General features: G+C 59.5%; 13 protein-coding genes. 9 read left to right on the top strand and 4 right to left on the bottom strand.

What is annotated here, in order from left to right; genetic code table 11:
• Positions 1-3 precede the first annotated feature (3 nt).
• Positions 4-477: a preQ(1) synthase gene (queF, locus tag EH31_RS09330; protein ID WP_034959876.1), complete on the bottom strand. Its 474-nt coding sequence runs from the start codon at positions 475-477 to the stop codon at positions 4-6.
• Positions 478-747: 270 nt separating this feature from the next.
• Here queF and EH31_RS09325 point away from each other — a divergent pair, with 270 nt between their 5' ends.
• The 9 genes from EH31_RS09325 to EH31_RS09285 all read left to right on the top strand — a co-directional run bounded on the left by EH31_RS09325 (position 748) and on the right by EH31_RS09285 (position 9,487).
• A complete protein-coding gene (locus tag EH31_RS09325; RefSeq protein ID WP_152553522.1) occupies positions 748-2,262 on the top strand; it encodes a hypothetical protein in 1,515 nt (504 codons plus the stop codon).
• Positions 2,263-2,320: 58 nt separating this feature from the next.
• The gene (locus EH31_RS09320) at positions 2,321-3,178 is read left to right on the top strand and encodes a sulfurtransferase (protein WP_034959874.1); all 858 of its coding nucleotides are present in this window, start codon (positions 2,321-2,323) and stop codon (positions 3,176-3,178) included.
• Entirely contained in the window at positions 3,175-4,395 is a 1,221-nt protein-coding gene (metC, locus tag EH31_RS09315; RefSeq protein ID WP_034959871.1) for a cystathionine beta-lyase, read from the top strand. The genes EH31_RS09320 and metC overlap by 4 nt, the downstream gene beginning before the upstream one ends.
• Complete coding sequence (locus EH31_RS09310; RefSeq protein WP_034959869.1) at positions 4,392-5,468, top strand: mechanosensitive ion channel family protein; 1,077 nt, start codon at positions 4,392-4,394, stop codon at positions 5,466-5,468. The genes metC and EH31_RS09310 overlap by 4 nt, the downstream gene beginning before the upstream one ends.
• Before the next feature lie 91 nt (positions 5,469-5,559).
• Positions 5,560-6,318 carry a uroporphyrinogen-III C-methyltransferase gene (gene cobA, locus EH31_RS09305; protein WP_034959868.1) on the top strand — a complete coding sequence of 253 codons (759 nt, stop codon included), beginning with the start codon at positions 5,560-5,562 and terminating at the stop codon, positions 6,316-6,318.
• Positions 6,315-6,614 (top strand): DUF2849 domain-containing protein, encoded by a 300-nt coding sequence (locus EH31_RS09300; protein ID WP_034959867.1) that lies wholly within the window; start codon positions 6,315-6,317, stop codon positions 6,612-6,614. Before cobA ends, EH31_RS09300 begins: the two co-directional genes overlap by 4 nt.
• Positions 6,614-8,245 carry a nitrite/sulfite reductase gene (locus tag EH31_RS09295; RefSeq protein ID WP_034959866.1) on the top strand — a complete coding sequence of 544 codons (1,632 nt, stop codon included), beginning with the start codon at positions 6,614-6,616 and terminating at the stop codon, positions 8,243-8,245. The genes EH31_RS09300 and EH31_RS09295 overlap by 1 nt, the downstream gene beginning before the upstream one ends.
• Positions 8,238-8,699 (top strand): DUF934 domain-containing protein, encoded by a 462-nt coding sequence (locus tag EH31_RS09290; protein WP_034959865.1) that lies wholly within the window; start codon positions 8,238-8,240, stop codon positions 8,697-8,699. The genes EH31_RS09295 and EH31_RS09290 overlap by 8 nt, the downstream gene beginning before the upstream one ends.
• Positions 8,696-9,487 carry a phosphoadenylyl-sulfate reductase gene (locus tag EH31_RS09285; protein WP_051699103.1) on the top strand — a complete coding sequence of 264 codons (792 nt, stop codon included), beginning with the start codon at positions 8,696-8,698 and terminating at the stop codon, positions 9,485-9,487. Before EH31_RS09290 ends, EH31_RS09285 begins: the two co-directional genes overlap by 4 nt.
• 24 nt (positions 9,488-9,511) lie before the next feature.
• On the opposite strand, the gene EH31_RS09280 is transcribed toward EH31_RS09285, so the two are convergent.
• From EH31_RS09280 to obgE, 3 genes are read right to left on the bottom strand one after another with little or no spacing between them, the layout of a single operon-like run.
• On the bottom strand, positions 9,512-10,426 hold the full coding sequence (locus EH31_RS09280) for an NAD-dependent epimerase/dehydratase family protein (RefSeq protein ID WP_034959864.1): 915 nt from the start codon (positions 10,424-10,426) through the stop codon (positions 9,512-9,514).
• Positions 10,427-10,436: 10 nt separating this feature from the next.
• Positions 10,437-11,579 (bottom strand): glutamate 5-kinase, encoded by a 1,143-nt coding sequence (proB, locus tag EH31_RS09275; RefSeq protein WP_051699102.1) that lies wholly within the window; start codon positions 11,577-11,579, stop codon positions 10,437-10,439.
• Complete coding sequence (obgE, locus tag EH31_RS09270) at positions 11,564-12,634, bottom strand: GTPase ObgE (RefSeq protein WP_034959862.1); 1,071 nt, start codon at positions 12,632-12,634, stop codon at positions 11,564-11,566. The genes proB and obgE overlap by 16 nt, the downstream gene beginning before the upstream one ends.
• Positions 12,635-12,715 lie beyond the last annotated feature (81 nt).

Raw genomic sequence — 12,715 nt, 5'->3', positions numbered from 1 at the left:
GGTTTAACCGCGCCCACGGTACGGTGCGACGCCTTGGTCGGGCAGCCACAGGTCTGCGGGCGGCGCACCCGTTTGCCAGAACACATCAATCGGAATGCCGCCGCGCGGATACCAATAGCCGCCAATGCGCAGCCATTTGGGCTTCATCTCTTCAGCCAGCCGCTGACCAATCCCAACGGTCACATCTTCGTGAAAACCGTTGTGATTGCGGAAACTTCCGAGGAAAAGCTTCAAGCTTTTCGATTCAACAATTGTTTCCTGCGGGGCATAATCGATTACGATATGCGCAAAATCGGGCTGGTTCGTCACCGGGCAAAGCGAGGTGAACTCGGGCGAGACGAAGCGGACAAGATAGAGGCTTCCCGCGCGCGGATTGGACACATAATCGAGCACCGCTTCTTCGGGGGATTGCGGAAGATCGGTTTGCTTCCCCAGAAATGCGGGCGCGTTTGCTGATGAATCGGGTGTGGTTTCCATGCCGCGCTGTTGCCGCGAAAGGGCATGGGTTGCAAGCCGCTTACTGGACGGGGGCGCGTGGCGCACTATGTCAGGTCTGACCCTCGCGCAAACCCCAGCGCGCCCTAGCAGTTCTCATTTTAAGCTCGCAGCAAGGTGCGCTATTGCAAATTTATCGACGTTGATCGTGGTATGTATCGCTTGTTTTCCTCTTTCGCTTTGTTTCAAAGCCCCTCGCAGCGTGGCCCCTTCGCCATAGCGCGTGTCGTGCGAGCAGGTGCCTCGTGTCTGGTGAGCGCTACCGTGCTTACGGCGCCGATGCAGTTGCAGGCGCAAGACCAGTCACAGCCGACCTTCTCTGTACCGACCACTTCAACGACACCTACACCAACAACTTCGCCCAGCCGCACGCCTCAGGGACCAGCCGATGAGCGTTTCGGCGTGCCCATCGGGCCAAGGGTGATCCCGCAGCGGCAAACGCCCAGCCCCGCGCTCAGCCCCACGCTCAGCCCCACGCCCGCGCCCTCGCAGGGAACCCCGCAGGCAACCACGCCTGCACCGACACCAACGCGCGCTCCAACTCAGGCTCCAACGCGGGCAGCTACGCAGTCGCCAGCACCCAGCACAGCGACCAGAACAGTACCCAGCACAGCGACCAGAACACCCAGCGCCAGCACTCCCAACGTACGCAACCCAAATGCGCAAGGTACCGGGGTTGGTGTTGCAGCCCCGGCGAACCCCGGTTTTGAATCGCTCGGCGACGAATTGGGCGGGACCGCGCCGCGCAGTCCAGACGGCTGGTACAGCGTCGATGAGGCAGGCGAAGAGAGCGCGGAGGGTGCCTCGCAAGTGCCGCAAACTGGGCCGCAAACTGGACCGCAAACTGGACCGCAAACTCAAGGGGCCATCCCGCTTACAACCAACACCCCCAGCGTATGGGACAGGTTGATCGCTCAATCGTGGCTTTTGGCCTCTCTCATCGCGCTCATCGCTGCACTTGGCGGGATCATTGCGATCATTTGGCTGCGGCGCAAGCAGGAGGCAGAGGCAACTTTGGAAGCCCCAGCGACGGTTCTGACCGCCGGTGTGCGTGCTTCAATGGGTGATGAATTCGAACCGGCCAAGGATGAACAGGCGAGGGATGAGAAGCCCGCGCCCAAAACTGCTGCCACGCCACAGGAGAAAGCGCCGCCGCAAGCAACGGCAGCGTCACAGCCAGCGTCACAGCCAGCGCCACAGCCAGCGCCAACGCCAGAACCACAGATGGAACCTGCCACAGCTGGTGCAGCTTCTTCCCCTACTCTTTCTAGCGCCCCGCCGATCACGTCGAGCGCGCCGCTAAAAATCGACCTTGCCCTTGATATCGCCAGCGCATCGCGCAGCTTGATGCGGCTGAGGGTGGAATTCAGCCTTGAGATCACAAATCTGTCGCAGCAAGCGGTGAAAAACCTTGAGATTTCGGGTGAACTGACATGCGCGCAGGAAGGTGCAACCAGTCCCGCGCCGGTCGACAAGACCATTCCCATCGCCCAGGTGGACCGGATAGCGCCGCAACAAATCCGCCGGGTGAAAGGCACATTGCAACTGCCCATTCAAGACGTCACCGCAATCCGTCAGAATGGGCGCCCGGTTGTCATCCCGCTTATCCATTTCAAACTTGGCGTCCCCGATCAAGCCGCGGTCAAGCGGACCTTTGTCATCGGCACGCCCAGTGCATCCAGTCCGACCCGGGTTCATCCTTTGATCTTTGATGGCCCGCCCGGTGGTCTGCCGCCTTTGCGTGCGCAGCTCATCAAACAATCCTGAGACAGCGATTGGCGGCTAAGGTCTGGCGGGCACCGGCTTGGCGGGCTACTACGCGAAAATGACAGATACATTTGGACCGCTTGTTTCCACCGCATGGCTAGCCGATCAAGCTGGCTCAGGCGACGTGATCGTGCTCGATGCTTCGCGCCATTTGCCAGCCGCCGGGCGCGACCCGCGCGCTGAATTCGAGGCAGGCCACATTCCCGGCGCGCGGTTCCTTGATTTGGCAACGCTAACGGATGCATCCTCCGAAGTTCCAGCCGCTCTGCCCCGCCCCGAGCAAGTGGCACAAGCTCTGGCTGAGCTTGGCGTTGATGAAAGCGCCAGGATCGTTGTTTACGATGACAGCGCGGTCAAAACCTCTGCGCGCGCCTGGTTTGCCCTTACCCAAGCCGGGGTTCGTGATGTCGCGGTCCTTGACGGCGGCCTTGCCAAATGGCGCGAGGAAGGCCGCACGCTCGAAGCGGGGGCTGGTGAATACGCCGCTACAAAGCCGCGCGCACTAACCAATTCCACGCCCAAAGTTGCATCCAAGTCAGACATGCTCGCCAATTGCGAAAGCGGCGTGTCACAAGTGCTGGATGCAAGAGGCGAAGACCGAGTGTTTGGCAGCGGGATTGATCCGGTCCACGGCGGACAAAATGGCCGAATTCCGGGCGCGTTGAACCTTCCTTTTGGCAAAGTTTTCAACGAAGATGGTACATTCAAATCGGCACCTGATTTGCGCACACTGTTTGAAGAGGCAGGTGTTGATCTTTCAAAGCCGTTGGTCACAACCTGCGGCAGCGGTGTAACTGCGTCGGTGCTGCTTCTCGCAGCGCATATCGCCGGAAAAGACGACGTGCGCCTTTACGATGGCAGTTGGCAGGAATGGGAAGCCGATCCTGATACGCCCAAAGAACAAGGACCAGTATGAGCGCGTCTGATGAAAACAAGCCGCTGAAACCAGCGACAAAGCTTGCCCATGCAGGCAGACGACCTGAATGGACCGGGCGCGTGGTTAATCCGCCCGTGTGGCGCGGCTCCACGCACCTTTATGAAAGCGAGGCGCAGCGCAAAGCGGCAACCAGCGGCACCGAGGACGGCGAGTTTTTCTACGGCAGGCTCGGAGGCCCCACACAATGGGCATTGGCACAGGCGCTGACCGATATTGAACCGGGTGCATATGGCACCGTGCTTTACCCCAGCGGGGTCGCAGCGATTGCCGGATGCCTGCTCGCCGTGCTGCGCCCTGGCGACCATCTGTTGATGAGCGACAAGGCCTATGATCCATCGCGCGCTATGGCGACCGGGCTGCTTAAACGAATGGGCATCACGCACAGCTTTTTCGACCCTCTCGATCTGGCCGGTTTCGAAGCCTTGGTAACGCAAAAATCCCCGCGCGCAGTGTGGTTTGAAAGCCCCGGTTCGCTGACCATGGAAGTGTGCGATGTGCCCGCGCTGGCCAGCATTGCGCGCGCGGCCAAGGCGGTGTCGTTGATCGACAACACATGGGCAAGCGCGCTTGGCTTTGCTGCTCTTGACCATGGCTGCGACATCACCATGCAGAGCCTTACCAAACACGTTGGCGGGCATTCCGACCTGATGATGGGTTCGGCCAGTGCGGGTGAGCGGTGGTACAAAGCGCTGCGCCGTACGTCCCATGAACTGGGCCAGGTCGTCTCCCCCGATGACGCAGCTCTTGCTGCGCGCGGGCTTCGCACCATGAAAGTCCGGCTCGATCAAGAGATGGCCAGCGCATTGAAGATCGCACAGTGGCTCGAAAATCACCCAAAAGTGGACCAAGTGCTGTGCCCCTTCCTGCGAGGCGCACCCGGATATGACCTTTGGAGCCGCGACTTTACAGGTGGCTGCGGGCTATTCAGCTTTTTCCTCAAAAGCGAAGACCCCGAAGCCAGCGGCAAACTCGCCGATACACTGAACCTGTTTGGCTTGGGATACAGCTGGGGCGGATATGAAAGCCTGGTGCTGCCGATTTACCCAGTCACCCACCGATCGGTCATGGACGCGCCCAAGCGCGGCGGGGCTCTGGGTGGTAATAGGCCTGCGGTTCGCTTGTCCATTGGCCTTGAAGACCCAGACGATTTGATCGTTGACCTCGATCAAGCGCTCGGCCAACTAGACAGTCCATGACCGCAACCACTCCAGAAACTTCGACGACCGCTGAACCCACGCCCGAATTGGAAGCTGACTCTGGTGAGGCACCCAGCCAAGCGTGGAGCCTTGCGCAAGAAGTGCCTGCCGAAGAGGAGTTGGTGAGCGTTGCTGAAGGTGCAAAAGAGGGATTGGCTGCACAAAGCGACACTCTTGGCGCTGTAATCGGCACGCTCGACAGCTGGGCGCTGGTTGTGGGCGAAGTTCGCATTTCGGTGTTCGATGTCGTGTTTCTGCTTGCCACAATTGGCCTCGTTATCACCGCTGCGTGGTTTATCACGCGGCTTGCACGCAATCTAATCGGGCGTGTTTCTGCTTTTGACGGCAGTCAGAAACTGCTCGCCGAGAAGCTGGCCACCATTGCCATTTGGGCGATTGCCTTCTTTGTCACGATTGATCTTATCGGCATTGATCTCACCGCCCTTGCGATCTTTGGCGGGGCGTTTGGTCTAGCCATCGGTTTCGGTCTCCAAAAAACCTTCGGTAACCTCATCTCAGGCATTCTCCTGCTGCTCGACAAATCGATCAAGCCGGGCGATGTGATCTCTGTTGCCGACACCACGGGTAATGAAGCGGTTGGCCAAATCCGCAAGATTGGCATTCGTGCCATTTCGGTGATCACCCGCGATCAAACCGAATATCTCATCCCGAACGAGCTTTTGATGACCAATCAGGTGGTGAACTGGTCCTACAGCTCGAAAGACGTGCGGGTGAAGGCACCCGTTGGCGTATCGTATGACAGCGATCTGGAGCTGGTGACAAAGCTGCTGTATCAGGCGGCAGACGATATCGAGCGGGTGCAAAAACATCCAAAGCCGCGCGTCAACCTCATGGAATTTGGCGATAATTCGGTGAATTTTGAGTTGCGCTTCTGGATCCAGGACCCGGAAGGCGGGCTCGCGAACATCCGCTCCGATGTGTATATGCGCATCTGGCAATTGTTCAAAGAAAACAACATCGAAATCCCGTTCCCGCAACGCGATTTGCACCTGCGCTCATCCAAACAGTTGGACCAATTGGTCGAGCTGATGAGTGCTGGCAAAGCGTCATAGGAATAAAGTTTCAAGTCCCGCGCGAAAGCTTTGCTTGGCGCGGCCCAATCCATTCTCGCTGGCGCACAGTGGCCCTCCCCGCCATTTGGGCATGATGGAAACTGGAACCATCTTTCTTGTGGGCGCAGGTCCGGGTGATCCCGACCTTTTGACCCTGCGTGCAGCGCGCTTGATCGAGAGCGCCGAAGTGATTGTCCATGATGGGCTGGTGAGCCCTGAGATCATGGCCATGGCCCGCGACGATGCTCGCCTCATCTCCGTTGCAAAGAAACGCGCGCGCCATACCTTGCCGCAAGATGACATCAACCTGCTGCTCGTGCGTCTGGCTCAAAAGGGCCACGATGTTGTGCGCCTCAAAGGTGGCGATCCGCTGATTTTTGGACGCGGCGGCGAAGAGGCTGAACTTGCCCGCGCGCACGGCGTAAAAGTTGAGATTGTGCCCGGCATCTCGGCTGCGAACGGTATGGCGGCGGCGACACAAATCCCCCTCACTCACCGCGACGCGGCCAGCATTGTCAGCTTTGTAGCCGGTCAGTGCAAAGGCCTAGCCGATCAGGATTGGTCAGGGCTTGCTGGCAAGGGACGCACTTTGGTGATCTATATGGGCGTTAAGACCGCTCCGCAGATCGCTGAAAAGCTGATGGCAGATGGCCTTACCCCCGACGTGCCCGTGGCCGTGGTCGAGAATGCCGCGCGCGCCGATATGCGCGTTGTGCGGGGGCCGCTCGCTGGCCTTCCTGACCTCGTGAAATCCCACAAGATCAAGAGCCCTGCGCTGATCGTCATCGGCGATGTGACGGCGCGGGAAGATGCTCACCTCGAACAACTGGCGCTGGAGGCGCATCAATGAGAGTTCTCACCGGAAACGACCTAAAGACAGGCGATGTAATCTGGTGGACCGGCGAAGGCTGGTCGCGCCATGTCGATGATGCCGTCGATGCAGGCGACAGCGCCGAGCAAATACTTGCCACAGAAGAAGCCGCGCTGCGCGTCAACGTGCCTTACGTAATCGAGGCCACCCGCGAGGACGACGGAAGCGTGCGCCCTGCCCACATCAAGGACCGCATCCGCGCCCTTGGTCCCACGGTGCGTCAGGATCTGACGCTCAAACCCAAAGACCCCGAAGCGATTGACTGGGTAATCTGATGTATAAATACGATTCATATGACCAAGAGATGGTCGATGCCCGCGTTGAAGAATTCCGCGATCAGGCTCGCCGCCGCCTTGAAGGTTCGCTCTCCGAGGACGAGTTCAAGCCGCTGCGCTTGATGAACGGGCTCTATCTGCAACTCCACGCCTATATGCTGCGCGTTGCGATCCCCTATGGGACGCTCAATAGCGAGCAGATGACGGCGCTTGGCGATATCGCGGACAAATATGACCGCGGATATGGCCACTTCACCACGCGCCAGAACCTCCAGTACAATTGGATCAAATTGGAAGACACGGCCGACATCTTGGCGGACCTTGCCAAGGTGGAAATGCACGCGATCCAAACGAGCGGCAATTGCATCCGCAACATCTCAAGCGACCACTTCGCAGGCGCTGCCCACGATGAACTGGTTGACCCGCGCCCCTATGCGGAATTGATGCGCCAATGGTCGAGCTTCCATCCGGAGTTCACTTACCTGCCCCGCAAGTTCAAAATCTGCGTGATCGCGAGCGAGAAAGACCGCGCCGCCATGCGTCTCCACGATATTGGCGTTCAGATCGTGAAGAACGAAGCGGGCGAGCTTGGCGCGCGTTTCTATGCCGGTGGCGGCATGGGCCGCACGCCAATGATCGCGCCGATGATCCGCGACTTTGTGCCGCTCGACCAACTGATCACCTATGCCGAGGCGTGTCTGCGGGTCTACAACCGCTATGGCCGCCGCGACAATAAGTACAAGGCGCGCATCAAAATCCTCGTCCACGAGCTTGGCCGCGACGAATATGTGCGCCAGGTCGAAGAAGAATTCGCGCATATGCTGGAGCAAGGCGTTGAGCCTCCGCGTGAGGAACTGGAGCGGATCAAGCCGTTCTTCGCCGATCCTGCATTTGAGGATGGTCCAAAGACCCTCGACCGTTCAGACCCCGACTTTGCCCTGTGGGTGGACCGCAACACCAACCGTCACAAGCACGACAGCTATGTCAGTGCGGTCATTTCGCTGAAGCCTGTCGGCGGTATTCCGGGTGATGCGACGGGCGATCAAATGCGCCTGATGGCTCGCCTCGCCAAGCAGTACAGCTTTGATGAACTGCGCATCATGCACACGCAGAACGTGGTTCTGCCGCATGTGAAGATAAGCGACTTGCACGCGCTTTGGACGGAGCTGGAGGCGGCTGGCCTTGGTTCGCCCAATATGGACTCGATTGAGGACATGATTGCGTGCCCCGGTCTTGATTATTGCGCCCTCGCCAATGCCCGCTCGATTCCCCTCGCACAGCGTATTTCCGAACGTTTCAACGCTTCGGGCAAGACCGAGAAACTGGGCGAATTGAAGCTCAAAATCTCCGGCTGCATCAACGCCTGCGGCCACCACCATGCAGGCCACATCGGCATCCTTGGCGTCGATAAAAAGGGCCTTGAGAACTACCAGCTTTCGCTTGGCGGTTCCGAGGCAGAGGACACAAGCCTCGCCAAGATCACCGGCCCCGGATTTACCGAAGACGGCGTCATCGAAGCGGTCGACAAGGTAACCGACGTTTATCTTGCTGAGCGCGAGGGCGAGGAGCGTTTCCTCGACACCTACCGCCGTATCGGCATGGCCCCGTTCAAGGAGGCGCTTTATGGATAATGCACTCGGCACATCTCCTGACGACGTCCAATTCCGTTTCCGCGATGACGAAGTCGCCGACCACGCCGCTGTCACGGTCGATGCGTGCTGCGATCAGACCAACGCCACCGCTGTCCGGATCGAACCGGGCGATGATGCGCGCGTGCTCTTGCCGTTCCTCGACCGATTGGCGCTCGTTGAAATCAACTTCCCAAGCTTTGGTGATGGGCGCGGATATTCTTCGGCGCGCATCTTGCGCGAGGCGGGCTTTACTGGCGAGCTTCGCGCGGTGGGCGATGTGGGCGTAGACCAGCTTAGCCATATGCGCCGCTGCGGGTTTGACGCCTTTGCGCCCGATAAGCCCTTAAATGAAGAAGACGCGGCGCGCGCCTTTGCGATGTGGGAAAACGTCTATCAGCGGGCCGTGGATGGCCGCCGGACGATCCCGCAAATTCGACATGGTGATCGCGCATGAACAAGCCCGAAGCCCCTTTTTCGACCGAAGAAGCCCACGAGCGGGCCATCGACCGCCTCGACGCCTCCCCGCGTTATACCGAGCACGATGCTGTGCGTCTCAACCGGATGTTTCGCGGCTCTTCGACGCAGGAAATGCTTGAGGCGGTGATCGAGGGCTCGCTTGCAGGCGATGTCGCCACTGTGTCCAGCTTTGGCGCAGAAAGCATTGTTTTGCTGCACCTTCTGGCTGAAGTCGATCCCAATGTGCCGGTGCTTTTCCTTGATACTGGCAAGCATTTTGCCGAAACCATTGCCTACCGCGATACGGTGGTGAAGCGGCTTGGGCTTACAAACTTGCAAATCCTGACACCGGGTCAAGCAGACGTCGCGACCAAGGATGAAACCGGCCTTCGCTGGTCCTATGACCCCGATGGTTGCTGCGAAATTCGCAAAGTGAAGCCGCTGGAAAAGGCGCTAGACCGCTTTGATGCAAGCTTTACCGGGCGCAAGAGCTTTCAATCGGCCACCCGCGCCAACCTGCCCCGTTTCGAGATCGACACTTCGGATGCAGCGGGCCGTCTAAAGATCAACCCGTTGATCGATTGGAGCGCCGAGGACATCGCGGCCTATATGGAAGAGCACAATCTCCCCCGTCACCCATTGGTCGCACGGGGTTTTCCAAGCATCGGGTGCGAGCCGTGCACCCACAAGGTCGCACCGGGCGAAGACCCACGTTCAGGGCGCTGGAAAGGCTGGGACAAGACCGAATGCGGCATCCACAAGCCGGGCGAGGAACCGTTCCTCTAAGCCCTTCCCCGCGTTACGGGCGCGCTACAGCCAGCCCTTATCCTTGTACCATTCGGCGGTCATTTTAAGGCCAGCCTCAGCGTCCCAGACCGCTTGCCAGATGGATATTGGCGGCGCACGGCGAAGGTCGCTTACCCAATCCTTGTGCAGCATATAGCCCACCCGGTCTTCGGTCAGTTTCGCCTTGCTACCCCGGATAAGCCCGTCAAGCTTCGCCCCCCATTGCATGATTTGCGGCGGAAGCGATGCGGCAATCGCGTTGGGGTTGCCCACCGCTTCACCAATCATCTTGGCCAGGTCCTTGTGGGTGTAGCCATAGGCGTTGTCGTCCCATGGCTCATACATCTGCCCCTTGGTCTTGGGGTTCGCAGGCACAAGCGCAACCAAAAGCCGCGCCAGATCCTCGACGTGGATAAGCGAGCTTGCCCCTTCTGGCGGGACCGGGACAAAGCCCAGCTTTGCCGCCTTGAACAGGTCGAGATAATCCTTGTCGCCCGGCCCATAGACGCCCGGAGGTCGCACTATGGTCCAGTTGAGGCCACTGTCCTGCACCAGCTTTTCCGCGCGCGCTTTGGACGTGCCATAGGCGGATAGATCGGGTTCACGCGCGGCAAGCGAAGAGACAAAGACGAAGCGTTCAATCCCTGCCTTTTGGGCCGCTGCAATCATGTTGGCGGTGCCGGTGACATTGGCCGCTTCGAACCGGCCGACATTGGGCGTGTTGGTCAGGCCAGCGATATGGATCACCGCATCGCAACCCTCGACAAGGTCATCCAATGACGCAGTATTGTCGAGCGTGCCAGACACCCATTCCACCCTGTCACGCGGGGCTGCCGGACGGCGGGTCAGAGCGCGTACTCTCATCGCCTTGTGCAAAGCCACATCGAGGGTTGCCTTGCCGACAAATCCGGTTGCGCCGGTGATTGCAATCTTACTCATGTATCAAGCCTCAATCTGGCACCATATGATCGCGGTGAACGACGGCTGCGCGCGGCGCATAGCCGAGCTTTGCCTCTTGCTCTGCGCCAGACAATCCAAGGATCGCGCGGCATTCTTCGCTGGAATATTCAACGAGGCCCTGCCCCAGACGTTCCCCCTTGGGTCCGTGCAAGGAGACAAGGGCGCCGCGTTGAAATTCGCCTTCCACTTCCGTAAGGCCCGCCGCAAGCAGACTTGCGCCACCTTGAAGTGCGCTCACACAGCCAGCGTCCACGCTGAGCACGCCTTCAAGCGCAATTCTTCCGCCAAGCCAGCTTTTGCGCGCATTATCGCTGCGGACGGGCAGGAAGATCGTGCCCCGGTTTGCATCGACCGCACGGGTGATGGGCGAGCTTTGCGTGCCGTTGATAATCGCGAGAGCAATCCCGGCGCGCTCTGCAATACGGGCCGCCTGAAGCTTTGACAGCATCCCGCCAGAACCCATGCCAGAGGAGCTGTCGCTGGTCGCCATAGCGATGATTTCTGGAGTGACACCCTCGACCCGCTCGATCAGGACCGCGCCTTCTTCGCTGGGCTGCTTGTCATAGAGCCCGTCGACATCCGACAAAAGCAGCACTGCATCGGCATTGCCCGCCTGTGCAACGCGTGCCGCAAGCCGGTCATTGTCGCCAAAACGGATTTCTTCGGTCGCAACGCTGTCGTTTTCATTCACCACCGGCACCGCGCCCGCTTCGAGCAATCGGTCAAGCGTGGCAGCGGCATTGAGATAGCGGCGACGGTCCTCAAGATCGTCAAGCGTCACCAGCATCTGGGCAGCGATCAGGTCGTGCTCACCCAGCACATTTGCCCACAATTGAGCGAGAGCCACCTGCCCCACAGACGCGGCGGCTTGCGCATCGGACAGGCTGGCGCGCCCGCCTTTGGGAAACTTCAGACGCGAAGCCCCCAAGGCAATCGCGCCAGAGCTTACCACGATAATCTGAGTGCCGTTATTGCGAAGTCCCGCCAAATCCTGCGCCAGCGATTGGATGAGCGGCGTATCGGGCTTTCCATCCCGCACCAAGAGCGCGCTGCCCACCTTCACGACGATGCGCTTGGCGCTGGCGATATCCTTGATTGAAGCAAAAGCCATTGGCTTCAGATCGGCGACCATTCGCCCTCTTCCCCGACGCCAAGCGTGCTTTCATCTTCAACTTCGACGGTCTTGGTTTCGGTCGACGTGCGATCAGGCAAATAGCTGAGCACGGCGTCGAGCAATTGCTCGATCCCCTCACCGCTGACGCCGGACACGGTGAAGACCTTGTCCGCGCCTGCATCAATCAGCTCTTTGGAGAATGCCTCTCCCAGTTCCTTGTCGGCAAGATCAAGCTTGTTGAGCGCCACCAATTGCGGCTTGTCTTCGAGCCCTGCGCCATATGCGGCAAGCTCTTCGCGAACCACGCGCATCGCCTCTGCCGGGTCTTCACCAGCAATGTCGATCAGATGGATCAGCACGCGGCAGCGTTCAATGTGCCCCAAGAACCGATCGCCAATTCCAGCGCCATCCGCCGCGCCTTCGATAAGGCCCGGAATATCGGCGAGCACGAACTCGCGTTGCCGGTGGCGCACAACCCCAAGCTTTGGAACAAGGGTGGTAAAGGCGTAATGCCCCACCTTCGCCTGCGCGTTGGAAACGGCGTTGATGAAAGTCGATTTGCCCGCATTAGGAAGCCCCAAAAGCCCCACATCAGCGAGCAGTTTAAGCCGCAGCCACACCCACTGCTCTTGGCTGGGCTCACCGGGTTGGTGCTGTCTTGGCGCGCGATTGGTTGAGGTTTTGTAGGACGCATTCCCGCGCCCTCCCATGCCGCCTTCAAGAAAGACAACGCGCTGGCCCACTTCGGTGAAGTCTGCGAGCACTTCTTCCTTGTCCTCGGACAGAACCTGCGTGCCCACAGGCACCTGGATCACGAGGTCCTTGGCGCTTGCCCCGGTCTTGTCCTTGCCCTGTCCGTGGTTCCCACGCTTGGCTTTGAAGTGCTGGGAATAGCGAAAGTCGATAAGCGTGTTGAGGCCCGCAACCGCTTCAAGCACGATGTCGCCGCCCTTACCGCCATTGCCGCCATCAGGGCCGCCATATTCGACATATTTCTCACGCCGGAACGAGACCGCGCCCGGCCCCCCGGCGCCCGATTGCAAATAGATTTTGGCCTGATCGAGAAAGTGCATTTTATTTGAGCCTCAAGCGCCCGCGGACGCGGCACCGCAATTATCGCGGGCATTGAATTCAGGCTCCACTAGAACGCTCGG

Source organism: Erythrobacter longus, from assembly GCF_000715015.1.
Taxonomy (GTDB): Bacteria; Pseudomonadota; Alphaproteobacteria; order Sphingomonadales; family Sphingomonadaceae; genus Erythrobacter; species Erythrobacter longus.
The sequence above is the reverse complement of the archived record's forward strand: the minus strand, read 5'-3'. Positions and strand labels throughout refer to the sequence as shown.

Excerpts from the sequence above, each read along its gene's own strand:
- obgE (WP_034959862.1), bottom strand. The coding sequence starts at position 12,634 with ATGCACTTTCTCGATCAGGCCAAAATCTATTTGCAATCGGGCGCCGGG.
- cobA (WP_034959868.1), top strand. The coding sequence starts at position 5,560 with ATGATGGAAACTGGAACCATCTTTCTTGTGGGCGCAGGTCCGGGTGAT.
- queF (WP_034959876.1), bottom strand. The coding sequence starts at position 477 with ATGGAAACCACACCCGATTCATCAGCAAACGCGCCCGCATTTCTGGGG.
- EH31_RS09285 (WP_051699103.1), top strand. The coding sequence starts at position 8,696 with ATGAACAAGCCCGAAGCCCCTTTTTCGACCGAAGAAGCCCACGAGCGG.
- proB (WP_051699102.1), bottom strand. The coding sequence starts at position 11,579 with ATGGTCGCCGATCTGAAGCCAATGGCTTTTGCTTCAATCAAGGATATC.
- EH31_RS09295 (WP_034959866.1), top strand. The coding sequence starts at position 6,614 with ATGTATAAATACGATTCATATGACCAAGAGATGGTCGATGCCCGCGTT.
- EH31_RS09310 (WP_034959869.1), top strand. The coding sequence starts at position 4,392 with ATGACCGCAACCACTCCAGAAACTTCGACGACCGCTGAACCCACGCCC.
- EH31_RS09280 (WP_034959864.1), bottom strand. The coding sequence starts at position 10,426 with ATGAGTAAGATTGCAATCACCGGCGCAACCGGATTTGTCGGCAAGGCA.
- EH31_RS09290 (WP_034959865.1), top strand. The coding sequence starts at position 8,238 with ATGGATAATGCACTCGGCACATCTCCTGACGACGTCCAATTCCGTTTC.
- EH31_RS09300 (WP_034959867.1), top strand. The coding sequence starts at position 6,315 with ATGAGAGTTCTCACCGGAAACGACCTAAAGACAGGCGATGTAATCTGG.
- EH31_RS09320 (WP_034959874.1), top strand. The coding sequence starts at position 2,321 with ATGACAGATACATTTGGACCGCTTGTTTCCACCGCATGGCTAGCCGAT.
- metC (WP_034959871.1), top strand. The coding sequence starts at position 3,175 with ATGAGCGCGTCTGATGAAAACAAGCCGCTGAAACCAGCGACAAAGCTT.